Origin of the sequence: Enterobacter cloacae complex sp. ECL352, assembly GCF_020149545.1 — a bacterium.
Lineage (GTDB): Bacteria > Pseudomonadota > Gammaproteobacteria > Enterobacterales > Enterobacteriaceae > Enterobacter > Enterobacter asburiae_B.
On sequence record NZ_CP083709.1, the window covers coordinates 697582 to 721024 of the forward strand.

Sequence of the window (23443 nt, forward strand, 5' to 3'; positions counted from 1 at the left end):
CGTTACAACGTTTGCAGCAGGCTCGCTAACTGGCGGTTAATCACCTGCTGGTTAAAATCGGTTTCCACTTTTTGTCGGGCGTTCTGGAGCACGGGCTCCAGCGCCTGCTGGTCAATATCGCTGAAGGCTGCTAATCGGTCCGCAAGGGCCATCGCGTTATTCTCCGGCACCAGCCAGCCGGAATGGTCAGACTTAATCAACTCCGGGATCCCACTGTGCAGGGTTGATACCACCGGAATACCTACGGCCATCGCCTCCATCAGCGCCACCGGAATGCCTTCCATATCGCCATCGGCGCCCGTTACGGAAGGCAGCAGAAAGACATCCGCCTCGTCGAGCATGGCCTTGACCTCGTGGCTCGGCTTGAAGCCCGGCATCTCTACGACATCTTCCAGCTGATACTGTTCGATAAGCGTGCGCAGACGACGCTCCCACGGCCCAATGCCGAGAATGCGATAGTGGAAATCCACCCCGCGAGCTTTCAGCTGGCGGCAGGCTTCAATGGCCACATGGAGGCCTTTCTTCTCGGTCAGGCGAGCAACGGAGATGATCTGTAGCGGCTTTTCCGGCACCTTTACAGGACGGCGTGTGAAGCGCGTTAAATCCACGCCCATACGCGAAACGGCAATTTTCTCTCCCGGGCAGCCCATGTTTTTCAGGCGTCCGGCCCACAGGTCGCTGATAGGCAGCATCATGTCGCCACGCCTGAACAGCTGCTGATACTCCGGCGTGTAGTGGTTAAGCACTTCGCGGCTGGAGATGTCGATGCCGTGGAAGATCGTCGCAATTTTGCCGTCAATCACGCCCAGTTCGCGCAGCTTCGCGGCGGTGACGCCCGCCGGGCCAAAGTGGGCGATAAACACGTCGGCACGATACGGCTGCGCGGTTTGCCCGCAGATGGCCGACAGGATCAGATTCCGGGATTCGGACCCATAGCGGGAAACATTCAGCGCCCGCCAGGTCGACGCGCGGTGGATCCCGCGCAAGGTCTGGCTGGCCCGGTGGCGCAGCTTGCTCAGCCTCCCGGACGGCTCATCCTGCAGCCAGCGGGTTTTCGCCTCCAGCCCATACTGGGTATACGCCGCATGGGTATTTTTGGTATCGCCCTTTTGCAGGGCGATAATCTCCACGTCATATCCCATATCGATAAACGCGGTGATTTGGTTCAGGACAAACGTTTCAGACGACAGCGGAAATTTCAGTAAGAAGAAACCAACCTTCATTTCCCCTCCCGTACGCGGTCAAGTACCGATTTAACCATCCCAATGCCCTTCTCGCGCTCGGCTTTCACCGCCACCGACAGGCGTTCATTGATAGCAGGCAGTTGACCCAGGGTGTCCCCCACCATCGCACCCAGCGAACCATCCAGCAGATGACGGATATCCACGGCCATTTCAGGCATGCCAAGCTGCTGCATGATGCCTGCTGATTTGTGTTCGTAGTTGATGGCAATGGCCGGCGTGCCAAAGTTCATTGAGATAATGGCCGAGTGCAGGCGCGTGCCGACGGTCAGGTCGCAGGCGGAGAGCAGCTTGCCCATCTCCAGGTCGTTCAGTTCGTCCATCACAACGTGATAGCGGGACGGATCGTTCACCAGGCTGCGCAAGTTCAGCGCCACCATGCGGTCGTCTTTGTTGTAGCTGTCGATGCCGGTGCAGGTTGAGAGCGCCAGCACCTGGTACCCGCTGTCCAGCACGCGGTTCACCACGTCGGCGAAGGCTTTCTCATACGCCTCCTGGGTCGTACCTAAACGCTTATCAAAAGGCGCCAGCTCGCGAAGGGTTATGGCGACAGTTTTCTGTTTCGCCGCCACGTCGAGCCAGTGCTGCACCGCGTAGCTCGGCTGGAAGCTGTCGTCCTGATGATCCACCAGCCACGCGGTGTCCACGCCGTGCTCAACTTTTGAGGTGTCAATTTCGCTGCGCTTCATCATGTCGAGGCTGACCGACTCGCGCAGGATCAGCGCGTCGCAGTGGCCGAAGACGTAGTTTGCGAGCTGGTTAAACTGCGGATCCTGGAATGGCCCGACGCTGTGGCCAATCATAAACAGCGGCTTTTTCGCCATAAAGGTACAGAGCGCATGCTCAAACTGCGGCACGCCGTAGAGATCGACGAAGAACGAACCGCCGACCTGAATAATGGCGTCGTAGCCGGACAGCAGACGGACAAAATCGGTAAAGCCCTGCGCGATCGCGATGTTGCGCAGCTTGCCGGTATCGGTCACGCGGGAAAGCAGCACCTGGTGCTGGTAGCGACGGCGCAGCACTTTCTTCACGCGGCCCATCACGCCCGCGGCGTTGTTATGCTGTTTCATCTGGCTGTAGAGCGGGTCACCCATCACCGGGCGGTTCAGTAACCAGGATGAGCTGACCGGATAACGGCTCATCACGTCCACTTCGGTCTCAGGCTTAAGGGTGTTAATTGCATCCAGTAAACCGCGCAGGATGGCGCTGTCGCCACGGTTGCCGCAGGTATGGTTGCCAAGAATTAATAATTTCATAATGGCCTCTTAAATAACTAGCCTGCGCGAAGCAGCGTTTTCATTTTTTCGTTACGGCAAAACTGGCGCTTCATCTCCACCACCAGCGCATTGCGTGACAGCACAATCATCACGACGAATGCCAGCGCGCCCGCGGCAACCTGTACCGCCAGCAGCGCGGCCAGCGGCAGGTTGCCGCTGAGGATGATGCCCAGGCCGTAGCTCACCGCCAGGGTCGGCAATGAGAGATAGAACGGCAGCCACAGGCTCAGGATGTACTGACGGTAGCTGGAGCCCAGCACCGGCTTGATCATGATGAAGTAGCTCAGAACGGTATTGACTACCTGCACCAGCAGGAAGCCCAGCGTGACGCCGATGGCGCCCGCCATATGCCCGCCGACGATAATCGCCGGAATAAACAGGAAGGTTTTGAACACGTTGAACTTAAAGCTGATATCCACACGCGCTTTTGCCATCAGCAGGGAACCAATCGGATTCCCCACGGAGCGCAGGAGCCCCACCACGCACAGCAGCTGCAGGATCGGGATGATGCCGTTCCACTTCTCGCCAAACACCAGCGGCACGAAGTTGCTGGAAACCACCATCAGCCCCAGCAGCACCGGGAAGTTAATGATCCCCACCACGGAAAGCAGCTTGTAGAAGTTAACGCGCAGCTTCTCGGTGTCGTCCTGGATCTTGGCGAAGGCCGGGAACAGCACGCGGGTGATTATCGGGTTCAGCTTCATCGGCGGCACCACCGCGACGTTGTAGGCCAGGTTGTAGCCCCCCGCCACGCTCGCGCCAAGAATACGCGCCAGCACCAGCGTCGACAGGTTGGTATTCACATAGTTGATGATGCTGTCCGCCGTCAGCCACGCGCCAAAGCGCAGGTTGGACGAGACGGACGCGAGAGAGAAATGCAGCCCCGGACGGTAGATCTTGCGGCCAAAGTAGCCGAACAGCAGCGTGCGCACGGAAGAGTTAACCAGGTATCCCAGAATGGCCGTCATCGCCAGCGGCCAGAAATGGGCGCTCACCACGGTGAAGGTAAAGCCCGCCAGAACGGCACTGGTCTCGATCATGCCGATCTTGTTGAACTCCAGCTCTTTCTGCATCAGCGCGCGGAACTGCTGCCCGTGCGGGATCACCACGAAAGCAAACGACAGCGTGCGCATCAGCGGAGCCAGATCCGGGTTATGCAGCACGCTGGCGATAGTGTCGCTCAGCAGGAACACCAGCACGAACACGAAAATCCCCAGCCCCACGTTCAGCCAGTAGAGGGTGGTCAACTCAAGATGGCTGATCTCTTTGCGCTGGATAATCGAGTTGGCAATACCAAAATCAGACAGCGTATCGGCCAGCGCGATAATCACCAGCGAGACGGTCAGCAGACCGAACTGGTGATTATCAATAATGCGCGCCAGCACGGTCATCTGCACCAGACCGAGGCCAATGATGACGATGGTCGCCATCGCTGACCACTTCGCCCCGCTGATGGTTTTTTCACGTAAGCTCATCTTAGTACGCCGCTTTGTTCACGAAACCTTTGAAGATGGTCAGAAAAACAATCTTGATATCGAACCAGATACTCCATTCGCGGATGTACTCCAGATCGAATTCGATACGTTTTTCCATTTTTTCCAGCGTGTCGGTTTCGCCGCGCCAGCCGTTGATCTGCGCCCAGCCGGTGATGCCCGGCTTCACCTTATGGCGCAGCATGTAGCCTTCAATCAGCGAGCGGTACTGCTCGTTATGCGCCACCGCGTGCGGACGCGGGCCAACAATCGACATGCCGCCGGTGAAGACGTTGATAAACTGCGGGAGTTCATCCAGCGAGGTGCGGCGCAGGAAGTTCCCCACGCGGGTGACGCGCGGATCGTTCTGCGTTGCCTGGGTCACCACCTTGTCGTTTTCCATCACCTTCATGGAGCGGAATTTCCACACCATAATCGGCTTACCGTCCATACCGTAGCGGGTCTGGCGGAAGATAACCGGGCCAGGAGAGCTCAGCTTCACCGCGAGGGCAATGCAGCACAGCACCGGGGAGATGAGCAGTAAAATCAGCGAAGAGAGCACAATATCTTCCGCGCGCTTCAGCACGCGGTTAATGCCCGACAGCGGGGTGTCGTACAGCGGTACCACCGGCACGCCGTTCACTTCTTCAATGCGAGAATGGAGGATGTTAAAGGTAAAGACGTCCGGGATCAGGATCACCGAACAGGTGGTGTCCGCCAGCTCGCGCATCAGCTGCTTAATTCGGGATTCGTCTCTCATCTGCATGGCGATGTAGACGTTGTGAATTTTACCGGCTTTCGCGTCTTCAATAAGCTGTTCGTAATTGCCCGCCCAGTCCGACGGCACGCCGCCCGGCTTCGCGTCGTGATAAATTCCGACCACTTCAAACCCTAACCACGGCTCTTTGCGGAAGCTGTCGAGCAGAACCTTACCAACCGGCAGATCGCCCGCTACCGCAACGAAGCGACGGTTATAACCGCGGTTACGCAGCCAGCCCGCGCCGAAGCGGATAAGGGAACGGCAGACCACCATGCCGACGCTGGTGATCAAATACCAGCAGAGATAGGTGACGAGGCGATTATCAAAATCATGGCTGAAGGCCACCAGGCCTGCGCTGAAGATCAGGCTCAGGGTCCAGTTTTGCAGCAGCAGCATCAGTTCGGTGGTCATTTTCACGCCGCGCCACGAGCGGTAGAAATCGGTCATCCCGCCGATCATCTGAAACACGACCAGCGCAATGAGTGCCATCAGCAGATGCATATATAAGAACGGCAGCCCGCCGATCCGACACACCGCCCACAATCCACCGACCATGATGGTGATATCAGAAAAACGCTGCACCATAGAGATTAACGATGCATTCGTTCTCGCTCGTTCGCGTTTTTTTAGATTCGTCATCGTTGTTCCTGTATTCGGTTCCCCCTCCCGCAGGAGGGGCAATTGTTACTGATTCAACAGCGCCAGAATGTCCTTCGTTCGGGCTTCCATCAGCGCCGTATCAGCACGGGATTCCACGTTCAGGCGCACCACCGGCTCTGTGTTGGACGAGCGCAGGTTAAAGCGCCACTGCGGGAACGCCATGCTGATGCCGTCCGTACGGTCAATTTCCAGCGCGTGGATCGCAAAGTGCTGCTCCACGCGGGCAATGGCCTCGGCCGGCTGCGCCAGCTTGCTGTTGATCTCCCCGCTCGCCGGGAACGCCGCCATACGGTCGCGCACCAGCTCGCCCAGCGTCTGCCCCTTCAGGCACAGCAGCTCGGTCACCAGCAGCCACGGGATCATCCCGCTGTCGCAGTAGGCAAAATCACGGAAGTAGTGGTGGGCGCTCATCTCGCCGCCGTAAATGGCGTCTTCTTCGCGCATACGCTCTTTGATGAAGGCGTGGCCGGTTTTGGACATCACCGGCGTGCCGCCCGCCGCTGACACCACATCGACGGTGTTCCAGGAAAGGCGCGGGTCATGAATGATTTTAGCGCCCGGGTTTTTCTCAAGGAACGCTTCCGCCAGCAGGCCGACAATGTAGTAGCCCTCGATGAACTGCCCTTTCTCGTCGAACAGGAAGCAGCGGTCGAAGTCACCGTCAAAGGCGATGCCCATGTCCGCGCCGTGCTCAATCACCGCGTTGCGGGTGTCGTCGCGGCACTCCGGCAGCAGCGGGTTAGGAATACCGTTCGGGAAGTTGCCGTCCGGGGTGTTGTGCACCTTGACGAAGGTTACCGGCACGTTCAGCGCCTTAAAGCGGGCTTCCAGCGCATCCACCACCGGGCCGGCCGCGCCGTTACCGGAGTTAATCACCAGCTTCAGCGGCTTGAGGTTCGCCACGTTGATGTAGCCCAGCAGGTGGTCGATGTACTCTTTCTGCAGGTTGATTTTTTTGTAGCTGCCGCGCTTCGCCTCGTTCACCGGCGGGAAGTCGTTGGCTTCCGCCAGGCGCTGCACGTCGCGCAGACCGGTGTCGCCGCTGATAGGACGGGCGCCCTTGCGCACCAGCTTCATGCCGTTGTAGTCCATCGGGTTATGGCTGGCCGTCACTTCGATACCGCCGTCCACGCCCAGGTGGAAGGTGGCGAAATAAATCTCTTCGGTCCCGGAAAGGCCGATATCCAGCACGTCCACGCCCGCATCCTGCAGCCCTTTCGCCAGAGCCAGCTTCAGGGATTCACTGGTCAGACGCACGTCACCGCCCAGCACGATGGTCTGCGGTTTTAAATATTCGCCGTACGCGCGGCCAATGCGCCACGCGATGTCTTCATTCAGCTCTTCGCCCAGCTTGCCGCGAATATCGTAGGCTTTAAAACAGGTTAATTTTTCCATGATGACCCCTTTTTCAGGCAACAGTCGGCCCTGACCACTAAATGGCCAAATTGATTTTTTTGTCATTCGTAGGCCCGGTAAGCGCAGCGCCACCGGGCATAATGCAGAGTGCTACACCCGCCCGTAGCGGTCCTGGAAGCGCACGATATCGTCCTCTTCCAGATACGAGCCGGAGCGCACCTCAATTAAGTCGAGAGGAATTTTCCCCGGGTTCTCCAGACAGTGCGTCGCCCCCAGCGGAATATAAATGGACTCGTTTTCGCCCAGCAGTTTGACTTCACCGTCGATAGTGACTTTAGCGGTACCCGCAACCACCACCCAGTGCTCGGCGCGGTGGTGGTGCATCTGCACCGACAGCCCCTCGCCCGGCTTCACGGTGATGCGTTTCACCTGATAGCGGTCACCGGAGTCAATGGAGTCATATTTCCCCCACGGACGGTAGACTTCGCGGTGAATATGGTGCTCGTGACGACCATCGGCCTTGATCTGCTCCACCACTTTTTTAACGTCCTGCACGGCGTTACGGTCGGCAATCAGCACGGCGTCCTTGGTCTGGACAACCACCAGATCCTTCACCCCGACCGTGGTCACCAGGCCGGATTCGGCGTAGACGTAGCTGTTTTCCGTTTTGTGGCTAATAACATCGCCGTGGTGGACGTTACCCTCCGGGGTATGGGCGCTGATCTCCCACAGGGAGGACCAGGAGCCTACATCGCTCCAGCCCGCATCCATCGGTACCACGACGGCGTCCGCCGTGCGTTCCATCACCGCATAGTCAATGGACTCTTCCGGACAGGCGAGGAACGCCTCTTCATCCACGCGGATGAAGTCGAGATCCGGGTCCACCACCGCCATCGCTTTCTCGCAGGCGTCCAGAATATCCGGGCGGTATTTGCGCAGCTCTTCCAGATAGCGTCCGGCGCGGAACAGGAACATCCCGCTGTTCCAGTAATACTCACCGCTGGCGACGTACGCCTGCGCGGTTTCCAGATTCGGTTTTTCAACAAACTGCGCCACGTCAAACGCCACGCTGTCGCCTTCACCCGGCGTCACGTTGCCGCGACGAATATAGCCATAGCCGGTTTCCGGCAGATCCGGCACGATGCCGAAGGTCACCAGCTTGCCGCTCTCGGCGTAAGGGATCGCCGCACGCACCGCGTCGCGGAAGGCGTCTTCCTGCTGGATAACATGGTCTGCCGCCAGGACCAGCATCAGCGGGTCACAGTCCGGGCTGCTGCGTTTTGCCGCCAGCGCCGCCAGGGCGATCGCAGGCGCGGTATTGCGCCCGGCAGGCTCCAGGATGATGTTTTCGGTGAGCTTATTCAGCTGGCGCAGCTGCTCGGCAACAATAAAGCGGTGCTGTTCGTTACAAATCACCACCGGGCTTTCACACTCCACGCCGTGCAGACGGTTTACCGTCGTCTGCAGCATAGTGAGATCCCCTTTCAGGCAGAGGAACTGTTTTGGATAGAGCACGCGGGACAGCGGCCACAACCGGCTACCAGAGCCACCAGCCATCACAACCGGATACAAAGTGGTTTGACTCATGATTTATCCCCGTATATCTGCAATAAATTGGCTCAGCACGTTCTCTTTCTCGAGCGTGCGTTCGGCATATTCACGTGCCACCGTGTTCACTTTTGGCATGGCAAGCGCTTGCTCAATTCCGGTTACCAGCGCCGGGACCGATTCCGGCTCCACGCACACGGCAATCCCCGGATAGCTGTCACACAGCTGTCCTAATTCTGTTTCGGCTTCTGCCGTGATCACCGCGTTACCGCCCACTGCCAGAATGTTGGTCAGCTTGGACGGCAGCACCGCGTCCGCGGCGCCGCGTTTTTGCACCACCAGATGGCAGTCGCCCATCTTCAGCAGCGCAGGCAATGCCTCGTAAGACTGAAGCGGGAAAAATTTCACGTTGGTCAGGCCGCGTTCCCCGGCCATTTTTTCCAGCCGCGCCTTTCCACCGCCCTGCCCGACAATCACAAACGTCCACGGATGTTCACTCAGCAGCTGGGCCGCTTCAATCACGCTCTCCAGCCCCTGTTTTTCGCCGATGTTGCCTGAGTAAAGAATGATTTTTTGATCTTCAGGCAAACCGAGCTGCGCGCGCAGGGCCTGAGCGTCCTGCTCAGTCACATCGCGAAAACGCGCCACTTCGGACCAGTTCGGGAAGAAGATCACCTTCTCTGCCGGGACGCCCTTCTCCTGCGCCTTGTTCATCATCGAGCGCGAGATAGTCGAGACATAATCCACGTTATGCAGGCCGCTGCGCTCAAACGCGCTGGCGAGCTTCGCCACCTTGCCGCCTTTACTTTTGCCTGCCATCCCCAGGCCCAGCATGGCGTCAACTTCATAATCCTGAATGTGCAGCAGGGTGCGCGCGCCAGAGAGTTTGCCCAGCAGGCGCATGCCCGGCGTGCAAAACAGCGTCGGCACCACGCCGATGATGCGATCCGGCTTCCAGCGACGCTGCGCCATCAGCGGGAAGAAACTGCTCAGCGCAAAGCTGCCCAGATGAAGTAACCGCTTCAGCGTTGAGGGCTGCTTGGGCACATACAGCGGGCAGCGCCAGACGGTCGCTGCGCCCTCTTCGCGACGGTAGCGCCAGCTTGAGTAGCGCTCCCCGACTTTCCACTCCGGGTAGTACGGCGGCGCGGTAATGACCCGCACGTCATGTCCCTGGCTCGCCATCCACTCGACCATCTCGCCGGTGTATTTCCCGATGCCGGTTAATTCCGGCGAGTAGTTGATTCCGTATACGAGGATCTTCATATGCCCGGCACCTCGGCCTGACGTTCAGCCAGGAAATAGGCACGACTGTTGTCATGCACATTGTCGCTGGCAAGCAGTGCCTCTGGCGTCTGCCAGCGGTAGTCGTCATGCTGAGAATCTGGCAGACGCAGGTCTGCCTCACTCACCTTCAGGCGGAATCCCAGCACGATGTAGTGCGTGGTGAACCCGGTGCCTGAAAAGTTATCGTCATAGAAGTGCTGCCAGACCCCGTAAAACTGGCCCGCTGCCATCGGCAGCTGCAGGCCCAGTTCCGCCAGAGTGAGACGCTCAAACGCATCGCTCAGCGTCTCATCCTTCTGCACGCGCCCGCCGGGCACGAACCAGAATCCCTGTGCAGGACGGTTGGTTCGTTTCCCCAGCAAGAACTCGCCGCGTTCGTTCTCCACGATCAAATCAATTGAGATGAGCGGAGTGGAACGCACTACCGTGGCAAAATCTTCCTGACTTAAAAACATCGTTACCCCCGGAAGCGGTGCTGGTTTTCCAGGAACCACTGGTAGGTACTGGCCAGCCCCTGCTCCAGTGACACCTCGTGATACCAGCCCAGCTGATGCAGACGGGTCACGTCCAGCAGCTTGCGCGGCGTGCCGTCCGGTTTCGTCGCGTCAAACACCACGCGGCCTTTGTAGCCCACCACCTGCGCGATGGTTTGCGCCAGCTCGCGAATGGTGCAGTCCACGCCGGTACCGACGTTGATGTGCGACAGCATCGGCTCGGTGTTCTCCTGCCACACTTCGCGATCCAGCTCCATCACGTGAATGCTGGCGGCAGCCATGTCGTCCACGTGCAGGAATTCGCGCATCGGCGTACCGCTGCCCCACACCACCACGTCCGGCGCGTTCTCGGCTGTCGCCTCGTGGAAACGGCGCAGCAGCGCCGGGATCACGTGCGAGTTGCTCGGGTGGAAGTTGTCGTGCGGTCCGTACAGGTTGGTCGGCATCACCGAACGATAGTCGCGGTTGTACTGACGGTTGTAGGACTCGCACAGCTTGATCCCGGCAATCTTGGCAATCGCGTACGGCTCGTTGGTCGCTTCCAGCGTGCCCTGCAGCAGTTCGCTCTCGGCGATCGGCTGTTTCGCCATTTTCGGGTAAATACAGGACGACCCGAGGAACAGCAGCTTATTCACGTTGTGCAGATGCGCCGCGTGAATGATGTTGCTCTCGATCATCATGTTTTCGTAGATGAAATCCGCCGGGTAGGTGTTGTTAGCGACAATACCGCCCACCTTCGCCGCCGCCAGATACACCTGGTCAATGCGTTCGCTAGCAAAGAAGTCCTGTACCGCGCGGCTGTCGAGCAGGTTCAGCTCGTCGCGCGTGCGGACAACCACTTCCACGTCACCGCGCTGTTCGAGCTGGCGAACAATCGCGGAACCCACCATTCCGCGATGACCGGCGACAAAAATACGTTGTTTTGTCATTCTCAGGACTCCAGCGCGATGGCAACCTCGTAGCCATGAGACTTGAGCAGGGAGTGTTTTTTCGCTGCTTCAAGATCTTTGGCTACCATCTCGGAAACCATCTCCTGCAGAGTGATTTCTGGTTTCCAGCCCAGCTTCTCGTGCGCTTTGGTTGGGTCGCCCAGCAGGGTTTCCACTTCAGCAGGACGGAAGTAGCGTGGGTCAACCTGCACAATCACGTCGCCCGGCTTCACGCCCGGTGCATCGTGGCCGGTCACGGAAACAACGACACCTTTCTCTTCCACGCCGGTACCTTCGAAGCGCAGTTTGATGCCCAGCTGTGCCGCGGCCATTTCAACGAACTGACGTACGGAGTACTGCACGCCGGTCGCAATCACGAAGTCTTCTGGCTGTTCCTGCTGCAGCATCATCCACTGCATTTTCACGTAGTCTTTGGCATGGCCCCAGTCACGCAGGGAATCCATGTTGCCGAGGTGCAGGCAAGACTCCAGACCCTGCGCGATGTTGGCGATAGCGCGGGTGATTTTGCGGGTCACGAAGGTTTCGCCGCGACGCGGAGATTCGTGGTTGAACAGGATGCCGTTACAGGCGTACATGCCGTAGGATTCACGGTAGTTCACGGTGATCCAGTAGGCGTAAAGTTTTGCTACCGCATACGGAGAGCGCGGGTAGAACGGCGTGGTCTCTTTCTGTGGGATTTCCTGCACCAGGCCGTACAGCTCGGAGGTGGACGCCTGGTAGAAGCGAGTTTTCTTCTCAAGGGCGAGGAAGCGGATCGCTTCCAGCAGACGCAGCGTACCCATGGCATCAACGTCGGCGGTGTATTCCGGGGATTCGAAGGAGACCGCTACGTGGCTCATCGCGCCCAGGTTGTAGACTTCATCCGGCTGTACTTCCTGCAGGATACGGGTCAGGTTGGAGGTATCGGTCAGGTCGCCGTAGTGCAGGTGGAATTTCGGGTTCGCCGCATGAGGATCCTGATAGATATGATCCACACGTTCGGTGTTGAAAGAAGACGCACGACGTTTAATACCGTGTACTTCATACCCTTTTTCCAGCAGGAACTCTGCCAGGTAAGAACCATCCTGCCCGGTAACGCCGGTGATGAGAGCGACTTTAGACATGTTTATATTCCTCTACTTATGAATTTAATCAGTTTCAACGCGTTCGCGTATCACCACTGCGGGGTTGCCACGGCAAACTTTATTTGCCGGTAGCGATTTAAAAACGCTGCTGCGGGCACCGACTACCGTGCCATCGCCAACAGAAACACCCGGTGCAACAAAAACATCCGTTGCCAGCCAGCATTTTTCACCAATCACAACAGGCGAAGCGGTAATATCAAAATGCTGACTCATAAAGTCGTGGCTGCCGGTGCACAAATAACATTTCTGTGAAACCACCGAATTTGCGCCAATCGTAATATCGCCCAGGGTATATAACACCGCGTCATCCCCAACCCATGCGTAATCCCCCAGCGTTAATTTCCACGGATAGGTAATTTTCACAGAAGGTCGGATGACTACGTTTTTTCCGATTTTTGCGCCAAACAGGCGCAATAAAAAAGCTCGCCAGCGGTACATTATTTGCGGCGACCAGGCAAATAATGTTGCCTGAACGGCCCACCACAGCTGTACCTTAATACCGTTCCCGCCCCGAAAGCCTTTGGGCACGGAGAAACCTTTTAAATCCTGCATTGCGTTTCCTTATATTCAGGCTTTGTTATATAAGGTTTTCGTTTTGCCTGTAGTACGCAGGCGTAATAAATAAGACAATTCCGCCCAGAACCCCGGCACGCGTAATATTTTACGCTGTACGTTTTTGGCATCCTGGCACAATTCCAGATTATTCGAGGTTGACACGCCGCCCATTGAGAATTCAGATACCAGGCCTTTAATTCGGCGGAACGGGTAACCTGACTTATACAGGCTGGCCGCCAGTGCATAATCTGAAGACACTTTATACTGCAAATCGTAAGGCTGTTTTTTCAGACCTTTTACCGGGAAGAAAATGGCCTGATGGCTGGCCGGCAAGCTGTGATAGATATACCAGCCTGGCTTCGCGCTGCGGCACACTTTATGTCCTTCGCCAAAATCGAGCAGCGCATCGCCAATATACATGGCATCTTCTTTCTGCCGAGCCAGCTGGCGGGCAAACAGCGCCACGTCTTCATGGAAAATATCGCCCGAGTTCAGGAAGATGGCATAGCGGCCTTGCGCCATGTTGATGCCTTTATTCATCGCATCGTAGATGCCTTTATCTTTCTCGCTGATGTAGCGTAAGTTGAACTCACCGTTGAGTTTTTCCAGAAACTCCGCCGTGCCATCGTTCGAGCCGCCGTCGACCACAATCCACTCAAAGGTGAGGCTTGGATCGCGCGCCAGGTTGCGCAGCGAGCGCCAGGTTTTTACCACCCCTTCGTAATTACGAAAAGCGACAGTAATGACGCTAAGAAACATAAATCACCTCATTTCGTCATACGTTCGTAATATTAAGCGCCTTGCGCAGAATAAACGGACAGACAATCAAGAAAGCATATTCCGGGCTAAATATTGACCCGGTAAAAAACAGCGACACCGGAGTAAACAGATAAAGCTGAACGCGAAAGTTCTGGTTATCACCAAACGCGTTAACCATCATTTTAAAAACTTTAAACAGATACCACAGGGTCAACAGTACGGCGAACCACGAAAAATAAATAATTAACAGATACAGACCATTGTCTATGGTTTTACCGACATCCGCACCGTTAAAGATTCCGAATGATGCAACATATTCGTAAAGTGAGCCGAATCTTACTACCCCATCGATATGGGTTAAGGAATAACCCACCATCACCAGTGGCCCAATGATGCGATAATAGGACGAAGACCCTTCCGTTCCCAAATCTCCCAGACGTTCTGAGATGTACGGGAAGGCAAATATCACGCCTACCATAAATACCGTCAGGGAGATAATCGCCAGCGGCAGTTTTTTCTTAATCGCATCTTTGTTCAGGTACTGGAACGCCCACTCCAGCAGGTAAAACAGGATAAATGTCATTACCCCTGAGAACGATCCAGACAGAACAATTCCTGCAAGAATCATAGCATCGGTCTTAGGCGTTTTGATACCAAACTGTTTGATGCTGAGCCAAATTGAGATTAACGCCAGAGCGAAAAACGCCGGTTCAAAATAGAGGGCCGTAGTACGCTTCCCGCCAAACTTGATGAAGTTCAATACATAGCTGTTACTGTAAATGAGATATTTCGAAATTATCTCCATCAGGCTGCTGCCACCGGTCAGAATAATTTGCGCCATCTCCAGTGCGGCAAGCATAACAATTAACGCAACGGCAATATAAAAGAACCTAAGGATTTTCCGATAATTGTGCGGAGAAATAGTTTTAAACCGAATACTCCAGACCATTCCGATAATAATAACAATATAAACAAACAGCATGGTCGACGTGACGTATTTACTGGCATCCAGCGACTGGCCAAAGATGTAGTTAAACAGCGTCAGGCCCGTGCCCAGCCCTAAGGCAATCATCAGCTTCTTCAGGTTAATTTTATCGACATACAGCAGAAGCAGAACGGGCAAGAAGGTCACGATGGTTATCGGGAAGCTTTCGCCGAGCTGGGCAATTTTGACGTTGACCAGCAGGTAGATCAGCGGCAGCAGCAGATAACTACAGATTCTGATAGAACGAGACATACTCCTCCAGCATCTGTTGTCCACTGTAGGCCTTGCGGCTGCGGTTGCGGAACGATTCCAGGTCAGTGCCAAAAACGATCTCAGCAATCTGCGCCTTCGGCAGCTGCACCAGGGGCAGGACCTCCTGCTCCGTGAAGGTTTTCCCGCCGGACTTTTCCAGCACTTCACGCGCCGCATCGCTGTGGGTGGCAATCACCGGCACGCCGATTGAGAGCGCTTCGCAGAGGATCAGCGGGTAGTTATCCACTCGGGAGCTGAACACGAGCGCGTCCATTTCATTCAGCGCGCTCATCAGCTTGCGCTTGTCGGTCTCAAACCCGTGGTTCACCACGTTGGCCCCTTCGAACGGTGAAAACTTGCCGAAGGTGTGAAGCTCTATCTTGTCACCCAGCGCCATCATGTCGCGCACCAGCTGCTGGTTGGTTTTACCGTCGTAACGCAGGTCATGCGCAACGATAGCGATTTTCGGTTTGCCCGCGGTTTCCGCCACCGGGGTCAGCTCGGCAAGAATGGCTTCCGTCGCCACGTCGATGCCGTTGTTGATGATCTGACAGCGCCCTGCCCCGTACAGGTTGTTGAAGGCGTCGGCCACGTGCTGGCTCGGGGAGATAAACGTACAGCCGAGCGAGAGCATCTCGCGGAACAGCTGACGCTTTCCGGCGACCAGCTGATGCGCGCGATCCACCTTCACCGGCGGGTAGTTGCTTAACGTCGGGCACTTCTGGCAGTTATCTTTCCAGCCTTCGCAGCCGTCGGTAAACGCGCAGCGGCCCGTCACGCTCCAGTGATCGTGCAGCGTCCAGACAAAGCGGGTATCGGGCTTGTGGGCCTGCACCTTCTGGCAAAACGCCACCACCTCTTCCAGATTCAGCCAGTAGCTGTGCAGCACGTGAAAATGCAGCACAACCGGGCCCGTGGTGCGGGTAACCGTACGGTAAAGCGTGTTCAGGTTGCCAAACAGATCGCGGTTAAACAGGCGGAACAGCGCAATGTTGGCAATCGAGGTCAGGCGCGGCGTGTGCTTGTGCACCTGCGGGAAGTTATCGTGGCTGACGCTTTTCTTTCCGCCTTTGCCGTAGCCGTAAATAAAACGAGACTGAAGTCCTTTTTGCAGCGCGCGCTGGTGCAGATCCAGGGCCACGCCTGCCGCTCCGCCTTCTGCGAGGCGTACGTTAAATTGCAGAATGTTCATTTAATCACCTTCACGCGGGCTTTTTCTCCCACCACCAGCGCGTTATCCGGAATGCTGTCCAGCACCACGCTGCCAGCACCAATCGTGACGTTATTACCAATCGTAATGTCACCGATGATCACCACGTTCGCCCCCAGCTCGACGTTATTGCCGATGACCGGGCAGGCCAGGCTGTCAGGCCCACGGTTGCCAATGGTGACCGCATGACGAATGGTGAAATCATCCCCGGCGACCACGAACTTGTTGATCACCACCGCATAGCCGTGATGGATGGTAAAGCGGCGGCCAATGGTGGCAGCGGCCTGAATTTCATAGCCAAAAAAGCATTCGGTAATGATGCGGTACAGCACCAGCACGGGCGCCGCCCAGATATTGTTCAGCACGTTTTTCTTACGCCACACCGAGCAAAAGTGCGCGATGCGGTACGCCAGAACCATGCAGCACGGACGCAGGCTCCAGCTGTTAGCGCGGCAATCTTCCAGAAACATTATTTCCCCCGAAGCCCGTCAGCCAGGCGCTTGCCGTTACGCACGGACAGCAGCGTCAGCAGCGTGCGCCAGTTCATGCGCTTATTGCGGATCTGATAGAGGGTAAAGAGCTGATATTTACGGCTGGCACGGTCAAACTTGTCCTTGTGCTTGCGGTAAAAATGGAAGTAGCCCGAGAACTTCTTCGGCGAGGAGGTGATTTGCATCTCCCCGTGGTTGATATGCAGGATCTGCGTGGCCTCTTCCACTTTCCACGGCTCGCCGTATTCCACCACCATGCGCAGGAAGATATCGTAATCCTGCGCTGCCTTGAGTTCGGTATCGAACAGGCACTCTTTGAAACGCCACGCCCAGGTGAAGACCTGGTTACCAATAATGTTGCGCTTGTAGAACAGGCGGCGAGAGTACGGTGATTTCGGATACAGCGGCAGACTCGCGGGCTGCGAGTAAACCTCGCCCTGGCAGACATAGTCGTTGGCATACAGGAAAGCGTGCGTGACCAGCTGTTCTTTATGCGACAGGAAGATAGACAGGCGGTTCGGCGTCCATTCGTCATCGTCGTCGATCCCGGTCAGATACTGCCCTTTGGCCTGCATAATCGCCTGATTACGCACCGCACATGCGCCGGAGTTAATGGCGTTATGCGTATAGACCACCCGCGGGTCGTTGAGGTCAGTCACAAACTTTTGCAGCTGTTCATACGAGGAAGAGCAGTCATCAACGATGATCAGCTCCCAGTTATCGTAATCCTGTCGCAGGACGGATTTGATTGCGCGGATCGCCAGCTGCTGACGATTCCATGTCGGCATATAGATTGAAACTAAAGGGCGTTGTGTGGTCATCTTTTCCCCTCACCCCGGCCCTCTCCCCAAAAGGGAGAGGGTGAAAGGCAGCCAGTGGTTATCATTACGTTCGTCCCCCAAATCCCGCACCGAACAGTCCCCTCTCCCCTTTGGGGAGAGGGTTAGGGTGAGGGGAATGGGGTGTGTTTAGTTATTTACTGTCAGATTTATATTCGTACTCGTAATAGCCGTAATCCTGGTACCCGGTCGCGCGGCGGAAGATGGAGTTCAGGATCACCCCTTTCACCTCAATGCCGTTCTGCTCGAAGCGGCTCAGGCTGGTTTCCACCTCTTTCAGGGTGTTCACCGCGTAACGCGCCACCATCAGCGTGGTGCCAGCGTGGCGGCCAACAACGGCTGCGTCGGTCACGGCCAGAATTGGCGGCGTATCGATCAGCACCAGGTCGTAATTTTTGCTCGCCCACTCCACCAGCTCGGTAAAGCGTTCGCTCATCAGCAGCTCGGACGGGTTAGGCGGCACCTGACCCCGCGGGATCAGGTCAAATTTCGGCACCGTTGTGGGTTTCGCGCTCTGGCTGATTTCCCCTTTGCCGAGCAGGATTTCCGACAGACCGTTCACGTTGTTGGTGCCCAGCAGTTCGTGGGTGTAGCCCTTACGCATATCGCAGTCGATCAGCAGCACGCGCTTGTTGGTCTGGCTGACCACCGCCGCCAGGTTGGCGCAGACGAAAGTTTTACCGATCGACGGGCTGACGCCGGTTAACATCAGGACGTTGTTCTTGGCCTGCATCATGGCGAAGTGCAGACTGGTACGCAGGCTACGGATCGCTTCGATGGCGAGGTCGGTCGGGTTACCCACCGCCAGAAGCTGGCTCTGTTTATAACGCTTGACGCCCTTGATGGTTTTGACGCTATCACGGGATTTTTGCCACTCAGACAGCGGAATGCTGGCATAGACGTTGATACCGCTCTCTTCCAGCACCTGCGGGCTTTCGATACCGCGGTTGAACAGCGAACGCAGCAGCACACCCACGATGGAGAGCATCAGGCCGAGAATAATGCTGCCGAGAATAATCAGCGCTTTCTTCGGCTTCAGCACGCCAGGCTGGGTAATGGCCGGGTCGACGATGCGCACGTCACCGACGGTACTGGCTTCGGTGATTTTCAGCTCCTGCTGCTTGTTCAGCAGCTGCATGTAAACCTGCTGTCCGGACTCCACGTCGCGGGTCAGACGCACGATCTCCTGCTGCGTTTTCGGCATCGCGGTCACGCGGTCATTGAGCTTCGCCTTCTCTTCTTCCAGGGTACGGCGTTTCTCCAGAAGCGTGCGGTAGGCCGGGTGACGTTTGGTATAAAGCTTGGAAATCTCCGCCTCTTTGAAGGTCAGCTCGTTCAGCTGCGCATCAATGTTGACCATCGAATCGAGGACCGATTTCGCCTCCAGCGGCAGGTCAACGGAGTCTTTATCCTGACGATAGGCGTTCAGCTTGTTCTCGGCATCATCCAGATGGGCGCGCACTTCCGGGAGCTGTTTCGCGAGGAAGGCCAGGCTTTTCGCCGCTTCCGCCGACTTACGCTCAACGTTCTGCTCAAGATAGTTGCGGGTAATGCTGTTCAGGATGTCGCGGATTTGATCCTTATCTTCACCGGTAAAGGTCATGCTCAGCACGCCGGTGTCCTTACCGTTTTCGGTGACGGTCAGGTTGTTTTGCAGATTGTTGATCATCCCCAGGGTGGAGAATTTGGTGACGGTAAATTCGCCGCCCTCCTGAGCGTTAATCGCGCTGACCATCATGCTGACGCCGTCTTTGGTCAGCATTTGCCCCACTTCGCCGCGGGCGCTAAAGCCTGCGTCGCTGGTTAGCTGGTACTGTTTCGGTCCAAGCACCGTCAGGGTAAACGTCTGATCGGCAGCCCCTTTCGGCAGCACGAAGTCAGTGACTTTCACCGTGTCGTTGTTGCGCCCCATCAGACGATCCCATCCGGCACCAAAGACTGGGAAGGTATTCTTGGTGACGGAGATATCGAGCCCGAGGTCGTGAACCGTTTTACCCAGCACCAGGCGTGACTGGATGAGCTGAATTTCGGCGTCGGATGCCGGCGGCTTGTTCGCCAGCGCGGAACCAATGTCCTGCACCAGCGAGTTGCCGGTATTCTGCTCGATCTGCACCAGCGCATCGGCGCTGTAGATAGGGGTGGCGAACAGCGTATAGACGACGGCCGCCGCGGCGAACACGGCGGTAATGCCAAGCACCCACCACTTTGCCTCTACAACAGTGCCGACCAGGCGCCCAATATCAATTTCATCACTGCCCGAAGTCGGGGCGGCAGAAGGTCTTGTTTTTTCTGTCATTGTTATCCCTGCTGAACTTTCAGTGCCTGCGCCCACTGTTGGGCAGACTGGTCAAGTAAGGTGTAAACCGCCTCAAAGGCTTCATGGCTTTTGCGATACGGATCGGGGATTTCACGTTCATTGTCCCAGTGACCAAACAGCATCACCTTGCCGCGCATCTCCGGAGCGATATCGCACAGCGCATGAATATGGCGTTTTTCCATCGTCAGGATCAGGTCATACTCCCGGCACATGCGGCCAGTGACCTGGCGGGCCACGTGGCCGTCGAGAGAGAGGTGATGATCCCGCGCCACGCTCGTTGCGCGCTCATCGGCACCTTTACCGACCAGTGCACCCAGCCCTGCCGAATCAACGGTCAGTTCGGGCTGGTAGTGTTTCAACAACCGTTCAGCCGTGGGGGAACGGCAGATGTTCCCCACGCATACCACCAGAATTTTGTTAAACATCGCGGATTACCAGGTATGAATGTCGCGCGCCGTATCCGTCATGTAGCGAACGCCACTGATGGTTGGCAGCAACTGGTTGATCAGACGGTTCCAGCGGGCAACCGGCGCGGTGGTGACATACACCACATCGTATGGCTGGAGACGGAACTCCGTTGCCATCACCAGAGAGGTCGCATCGGACATATCCAGCTGGTAGATGTTGGCAATCTTGCCTTTCGCACTGCCCTCACCTTTCAGCGGACGGATAACGAAGATACCGGTCGCGTTAGAGGTCGTCAGATCGATACCTTCAGCATTGCCCAGCGCTTCGGTCAGCGTCATACCGCTGAAGTCCATTTTGAGGGTGCTCTGTTTCTTCACTTCACCCATCACGAAGACTTTCAGATCGTCATTGCGCGGCACGTAGAGAATGTCGCCCGGATAGAGCAGGCGGTTCTGGGTCAGATCGCCGTTTTGCATCAGCGCCTGCAGCGAAATGCGCTGCTCCTTCCCGTTGTGGGTGAGCACGACGTTGCGCCAGTCGGCGCCGTCGGTTAACCCGCCCGCGGCGTTGATGGCATCCAGGACGGTCAGAGGAACGTTGGTGATGGCCTGCTGCCCGGATTTGTTCACCTGGCCGGAGATATAGGCTTTTTGCGAGCGGAATGCGGCGATATTAACGTCCACCTGCGGATCGGCGATGTACTGCGCTAAGCGGCCGGTAATATCACTACGGATCTCGGCAAGCGTTTTGCCTGCAACATGGACTTTGCCAATGTAGGGATAGAACATGGTGCCATCTGACTGCACCCAGTTACCGGTGTCGCTTGAGCTGCGGTACTGTCCCGCTGGCGTGGTCAGTTCGGGGTGGTCCCAGACGGTCACGTTGATCACGTCACCCGGCCCCACGCGGTACTGGTAGGAGGCAATTTCCTGGTCCAGCGACATATTCGGCTGGGCAACATTCGGACGTGGACGTAATTGTTCGACCAGACGAGGCGTAAGTGGATAAACATTCACCATTTTGTCGAGATCAAAATCGGCATCCTGTTGCTTGATCACATCCTTACCCATTGTTGACATATTGCTGCCGGGAAAGACCGTGCAACCACTCATCAAGGTCACAGACACCAATAATGGCATCAATTTCATTTTGGATTTCATCATTGATTATTTATCACTTTGGCAGAGTAATTATCCTGTGCAATTTAAATAAGCTCGAGTCGTATTGGGTTTCAGCATGCAGTTAATCAAATAGAAATATAACTGGCATCAGTCCTAAAAAAAGCTTATTCATCCATTGGCTATTGACAGAATAATCGAGGCTGATTCACACGCTTTCAGGCACGCTACCGCCCTTGGCTTTCAGTTACCAATACACTGACTAAACAATGTGTTATGGATAGACACCCTCTTGAGCAAGGTCTTCTGGAAATATATCAGCCGCTTGAAAAAACCGACGGATAATGAATAACCATCCCTGAAGACCGAACATTAATAGCAACACCGAGATTTAACATTTGATGCTGGGAGAATTGTTGCAGCTAACCTAATAGCAGGCAAGGAGACAACTGTCCTAATATCTGTTTTTAAGATTAATATTAAGAGCAAATTTTTGACCTTTTAGGAATTTCTTTATATTGACAAAGTGAGAGTGAAAATCATCACCTGCGATATATCCTAAAATGCATTCCTTGTAATTAAATATACGTATTTCGCTTATTTACACCCTATTGAGAAAGCTCTCTTTTTTATCCGTCGTATTAAGAGAAATCTCAGCCCGGCATTGCAATTTCCCCCAGCTTTATCCATGATCGAAGTGTGACATTCGTCATATAACAGAAGGTATTGCTATTACTATGGAATGGATTGCCGATCCCTCAATCTGGGCCGGGCTGGTTACGCTGGTCGTCATCGAGCTGGTGCTCGGGATTGATAATCTGGTCTTTATCGCCATCCTCGCTGAAAAACTGCCCCCTTCCCAGCGCGACCGCGCGCGCGTGACGGGTCTGCTGCTGGCGATGGTGATGCGTTTACTGCTGCTGGCCTCTATCTCCTGGCTGGTCACGCTCACTCAGCCTCTGTTCTCCATTCACGGCCTGAGTTTTAGCGCCCGCGATCTGATCATGCTCTTCGGCGGGTTGTTCCTGCTGTTCAAAGCCACGGTGGAGCTCAACGAGCGGCTGGAGGGCAAAGACAGCGAGAATCCAACCCAGCGCCGCGGAGCTAAATTCTGGCCGGTAGTGGCGCAAATCGTGGTGTTGGATGCGGTCTTCTCCCTGGACTCGGTGATTACCGCCGTCGGGATGGTGGACCACCTTGCGGTGATGATGGCCGCGGTGATTATTGCCATCACGCTGATGGTCATGGCCAGCAAGGCGCTGACCCGCTTTGTAAACAGTCACCCGACCATCGTGATCCTCTGTCTGAGCTTCCTGCTGATGATTGGCTTTAGCCTGGTGGCCGACGGTTTTGGCTTCCATATTCCGAAAGGCTACCTGTATGCCGCCATCGGCTTCTCCGTCATGATTGAAGCGCTTAACCAACTGGCGATATTTAACCGCCGCCGCTTCCTGTCCGCGAATCAGACCCTGCGTCAGCGCACGGCCGACACGGTGATGCGCCTGTTAAGCGGTAAGAAAGAGGATGCGGAGCTGGACGCCGAATCCTCCGCCATGCTGGCCGATCACAGCGACGGGCTGATCTTCGACCCACAGGAACGACGGATGATCGAGCGGGTGCTCAATCTGAACCAGCGGACGGTCAGCAGCATCATGACCTCGCGGCATGACATTGAACATATCGACCTGACGGCACCGGAAGAGCACATTCGCGCCCTGCTGGATAAAAACCAGCACACCCGCGTGGTGGTGACCGGCGGTGAAGAGGAAGAGGAACTGCTGGGCGTGGTGCACGTTATTGACCTGCTCCAGCAGCAGCTGCACGGCGAGGCGCTCAATCTGCGCGTCCTGGTCCGCCAGCCGCTGGTTTTCCCGGAGGGACTACCGCTGCTCTCCGCCCTTGAGCAATTCCGTAACGCGCGCACGCACTTTGCCTTTGTGGTGGATGAGTTTGGATCGGTGGAAGGGCTGGTCACGCTCAGCGACGTAATGGAAACCATCGCCGGTAATTTGCCTAACGAAGTGGATGAGATTGACGCCCGCCATGACATTCAGAAAAACGCAGACGGTTCGTGGACGGCTAACGGCCATATGCCGCTGGAAGACCTGGTGCAATACGTGCCGCTGCCGCTGGATGAAAAACGGGAGTATCACACTATTGCCGGCCTGCTGATGGAGTATTTGCAGCGTATCCCGCAGCCGGGAGAAGAGGTTCAGGTGGGCGACTATCTGCTCAAAACGCTGCAGATTGAAAACCATCGCGTGCAGAAGGTTCAGCTCATTCCGCTGCGGGATGAGGAAGAACTGGATTTTGAGGTGTAAAAAAGCCTGGTGGCGC

Annotated in this window: 20 protein-coding genes; 1 reads left to right on the plus strand and 19 read right to left on the minus strand. The window is 56.1% G+C overall.

The annotated features are described in order from the left end of the window. Nucleotides 1-2 precede the first annotated feature (2 nt). The 19 genes from wcaL to LBF07_RS03415 all read right to left on the minus strand — a co-directional run bounded on the left by wcaL (nt 3) and on the right by LBF07_RS03415 (nt 21151). A complete protein-coding gene (wcaL, locus tag LBF07_RS03325) occupies nt 3-1223 on the minus strand; it encodes a colanic acid biosynthesis glycosyltransferase WcaL (protein WP_094934036.1) in 1221 nt (406 codons plus the stop codon). After that, the gene (gene wcaK / locus LBF07_RS03330; RefSeq protein WP_094934037.1) at nt 1220-2500 is read right to left on the minus strand and encodes a colanic acid biosynthesis pyruvyl transferase WcaK; all 1281 of its coding nucleotides are present in this window, start codon (nt 2498-2500) and stop codon (nt 1220-1222) included. The genes wcaL and wcaK overlap by 4 nt, the downstream gene beginning before the upstream one ends. Nucleotides 2501-2517: 17 nt before the next feature. Continuing rightward, nucleotides 2518-3996, minus strand: coding sequence for a colanic acid undecaprenyl disphosphate flippase WzxC (wzxC, locus tag LBF07_RS03335; RefSeq protein WP_094934038.1), 1479 nt, complete (start codon nt 3994-3996; stop codon nt 2518-2520). A 1-nt stretch (nt 3997) separates the two neighbouring features. Further along, nucleotides 3998-5392, minus strand: a complete 1395-nt coding sequence (gene wcaJ, locus LBF07_RS03340) for an undecaprenyl-phosphate glucose phosphotransferase (protein WP_033145973.1) — start codon at nt 5390-5392, stop codon at nt 3998-4000. Nucleotides 5393-5437: 45 nt separating this feature from the next. Next, nucleotides 5438-6808, minus strand: coding sequence for a colanic acid biosynthesis phosphomannomutase CpsG (gene cpsG / locus LBF07_RS03345; RefSeq protein ID WP_029742028.1), 1371 nt, complete (start codon nt 6806-6808; stop codon nt 5438-5440). A gap of 111 nt (nt 6809-6919) precedes the next feature. Then, nucleotides 6920-8356: a mannose-1-phosphate guanyltransferase gene (cpsB, locus tag LBF07_RS03350; protein ID WP_094934039.1), complete on the minus strand. Its 1437-nt coding sequence runs from the start codon at nt 8354-8356 to the stop codon at nt 6920-6922. Between the two features lie 3 nt (nt 8357-8359). Beyond that, nucleotides 8360-9583 carry a colanic acid biosynthesis fucosyltransferase WcaI gene (gene wcaI, locus LBF07_RS03355; RefSeq protein ID WP_047647341.1) on the minus strand — a complete coding sequence of 408 codons (1224 nt, stop codon included), beginning with the start codon at nt 9581-9583 and terminating at the stop codon, nt 8360-8362. Continuing rightward, complete coding sequence (locus LBF07_RS03360; protein WP_029742031.1) at nt 9580-10059, minus strand: GDP-mannose mannosyl hydrolase; 480 nt, start codon at nt 10057-10059, stop codon at nt 9580-9582. Before LBF07_RS03360 ends, wcaI begins: the two co-directional genes overlap by 4 nt. A 2-nt stretch (nt 10060-10061) precedes the next feature. Then, the gene (locus LBF07_RS03365; RefSeq protein WP_094934040.1) at nt 10062-11027 is read right to left on the minus strand and encodes a GDP-L-fucose synthase; all 966 of its coding nucleotides are present in this window, start codon (nt 11025-11027) and stop codon (nt 10062-10064) included. A 2-nt stretch (nt 11028-11029) separates the two neighbouring features. Further along, a complete protein-coding gene (gmd, locus tag LBF07_RS03370) occupies nt 11030-12151 on the minus strand; it encodes a GDP-mannose 4,6-dehydratase (RefSeq protein WP_094934041.1) in 1122 nt (373 codons plus the stop codon). Between the two features lie 24 nt (nt 12152-12175). Beyond that, nucleotides 12176-12724: a colanic acid biosynthesis acetyltransferase WcaF gene (wcaF, locus tag LBF07_RS03375; protein ID WP_094934042.1), complete on the minus strand. Its 549-nt coding sequence runs from the start codon at nt 12722-12724 to the stop codon at nt 12176-12178. 15 nt (nt 12725-12739) lie between these two features. After that, entirely contained in the window at nt 12740-13486 is a 747-nt protein-coding gene (wcaE, locus tag LBF07_RS03380; RefSeq protein ID WP_094934043.1) for a colanic acid biosynthesis glycosyltransferase WcaE, read from the minus strand. A 16-nt stretch (nt 13487-13502) separates the two neighbouring features. Next, on the minus strand, nt 13503-14723 hold the full coding sequence (wcaD, locus tag LBF07_RS03385) for a colanic acid polymerase WcaD (RefSeq protein WP_094934044.1): 1221 nt from the start codon (nt 14721-14723) through the stop codon (nt 13503-13505). Beyond that, nucleotides 14698-15915 (minus strand): colanic acid biosynthesis glycosyltransferase WcaC, encoded by a 1218-nt coding sequence (gene wcaC, locus LBF07_RS03390; RefSeq protein ID WP_206461965.1) that lies wholly within the window; start codon nt 15913-15915, stop codon nt 14698-14700. The genes wcaD and wcaC overlap by 26 nt, the downstream gene beginning before the upstream one ends. Then, nucleotides 15912-16403 carry a colanic acid biosynthesis acetyltransferase WcaB gene (gene wcaB, locus LBF07_RS03395; protein WP_023312402.1) on the minus strand — a complete coding sequence of 164 codons (492 nt, stop codon included), beginning with the start codon at nt 16401-16403 and terminating at the stop codon, nt 15912-15914. Before wcaB ends, wcaC begins: the two co-directional genes overlap by 4 nt. Beyond that, nucleotides 16403-17245 carry a colanic acid biosynthesis glycosyltransferase WcaA gene (wcaA, locus tag LBF07_RS03400; protein WP_023312403.1) on the minus strand — a complete coding sequence of 281 codons (843 nt, stop codon included), beginning with the start codon at nt 17243-17245 and terminating at the stop codon, nt 16403-16405. The genes wcaB and wcaA overlap by 1 nt, the downstream gene beginning before the upstream one ends. A 151-nt stretch (nt 17246-17396) precedes the next feature. After that, the gene (gene wzc, locus LBF07_RS03405) at nt 17397-19559 is read right to left on the minus strand and encodes a tyrosine-protein kinase Wzc (protein WP_048980161.1); all 2163 of its coding nucleotides are present in this window, start codon (nt 19557-19559) and stop codon (nt 17397-17399) included. A gap of 2 nt (nt 19560-19561) precedes the next feature. Next, nucleotides 19562-20005, minus strand: a complete 444-nt coding sequence (wzb, locus tag LBF07_RS03410) for a low molecular weight protein-tyrosine-phosphatase Wzb (protein ID WP_023312405.1) — start codon at nt 20003-20005, stop codon at nt 19562-19564. A 6-nt stretch (nt 20006-20011) separates the two neighbouring features. Then, nucleotides 20012-21151 carry a polysaccharide export protein gene (locus LBF07_RS03415; protein ID WP_014170829.1) on the minus strand — a complete coding sequence of 380 codons (1140 nt, stop codon included), beginning with the start codon at nt 21149-21151 and terminating at the stop codon, nt 20012-20014. Nucleotides 21152-21843: 692 nt separating this feature from the next. On the opposite strand from LBF07_RS03415, the gene LBF07_RS03420 reads away from it, so the two are divergent. Beyond that, nucleotides 21844-23427, plus strand: a complete 1584-nt coding sequence (locus tag LBF07_RS03420) for a TerC family protein (protein ID WP_023312406.1) — start codon at nt 21844-21846, stop codon at nt 23425-23427. Nucleotides 23428-23443: the final 16 nt, after the last annotated feature.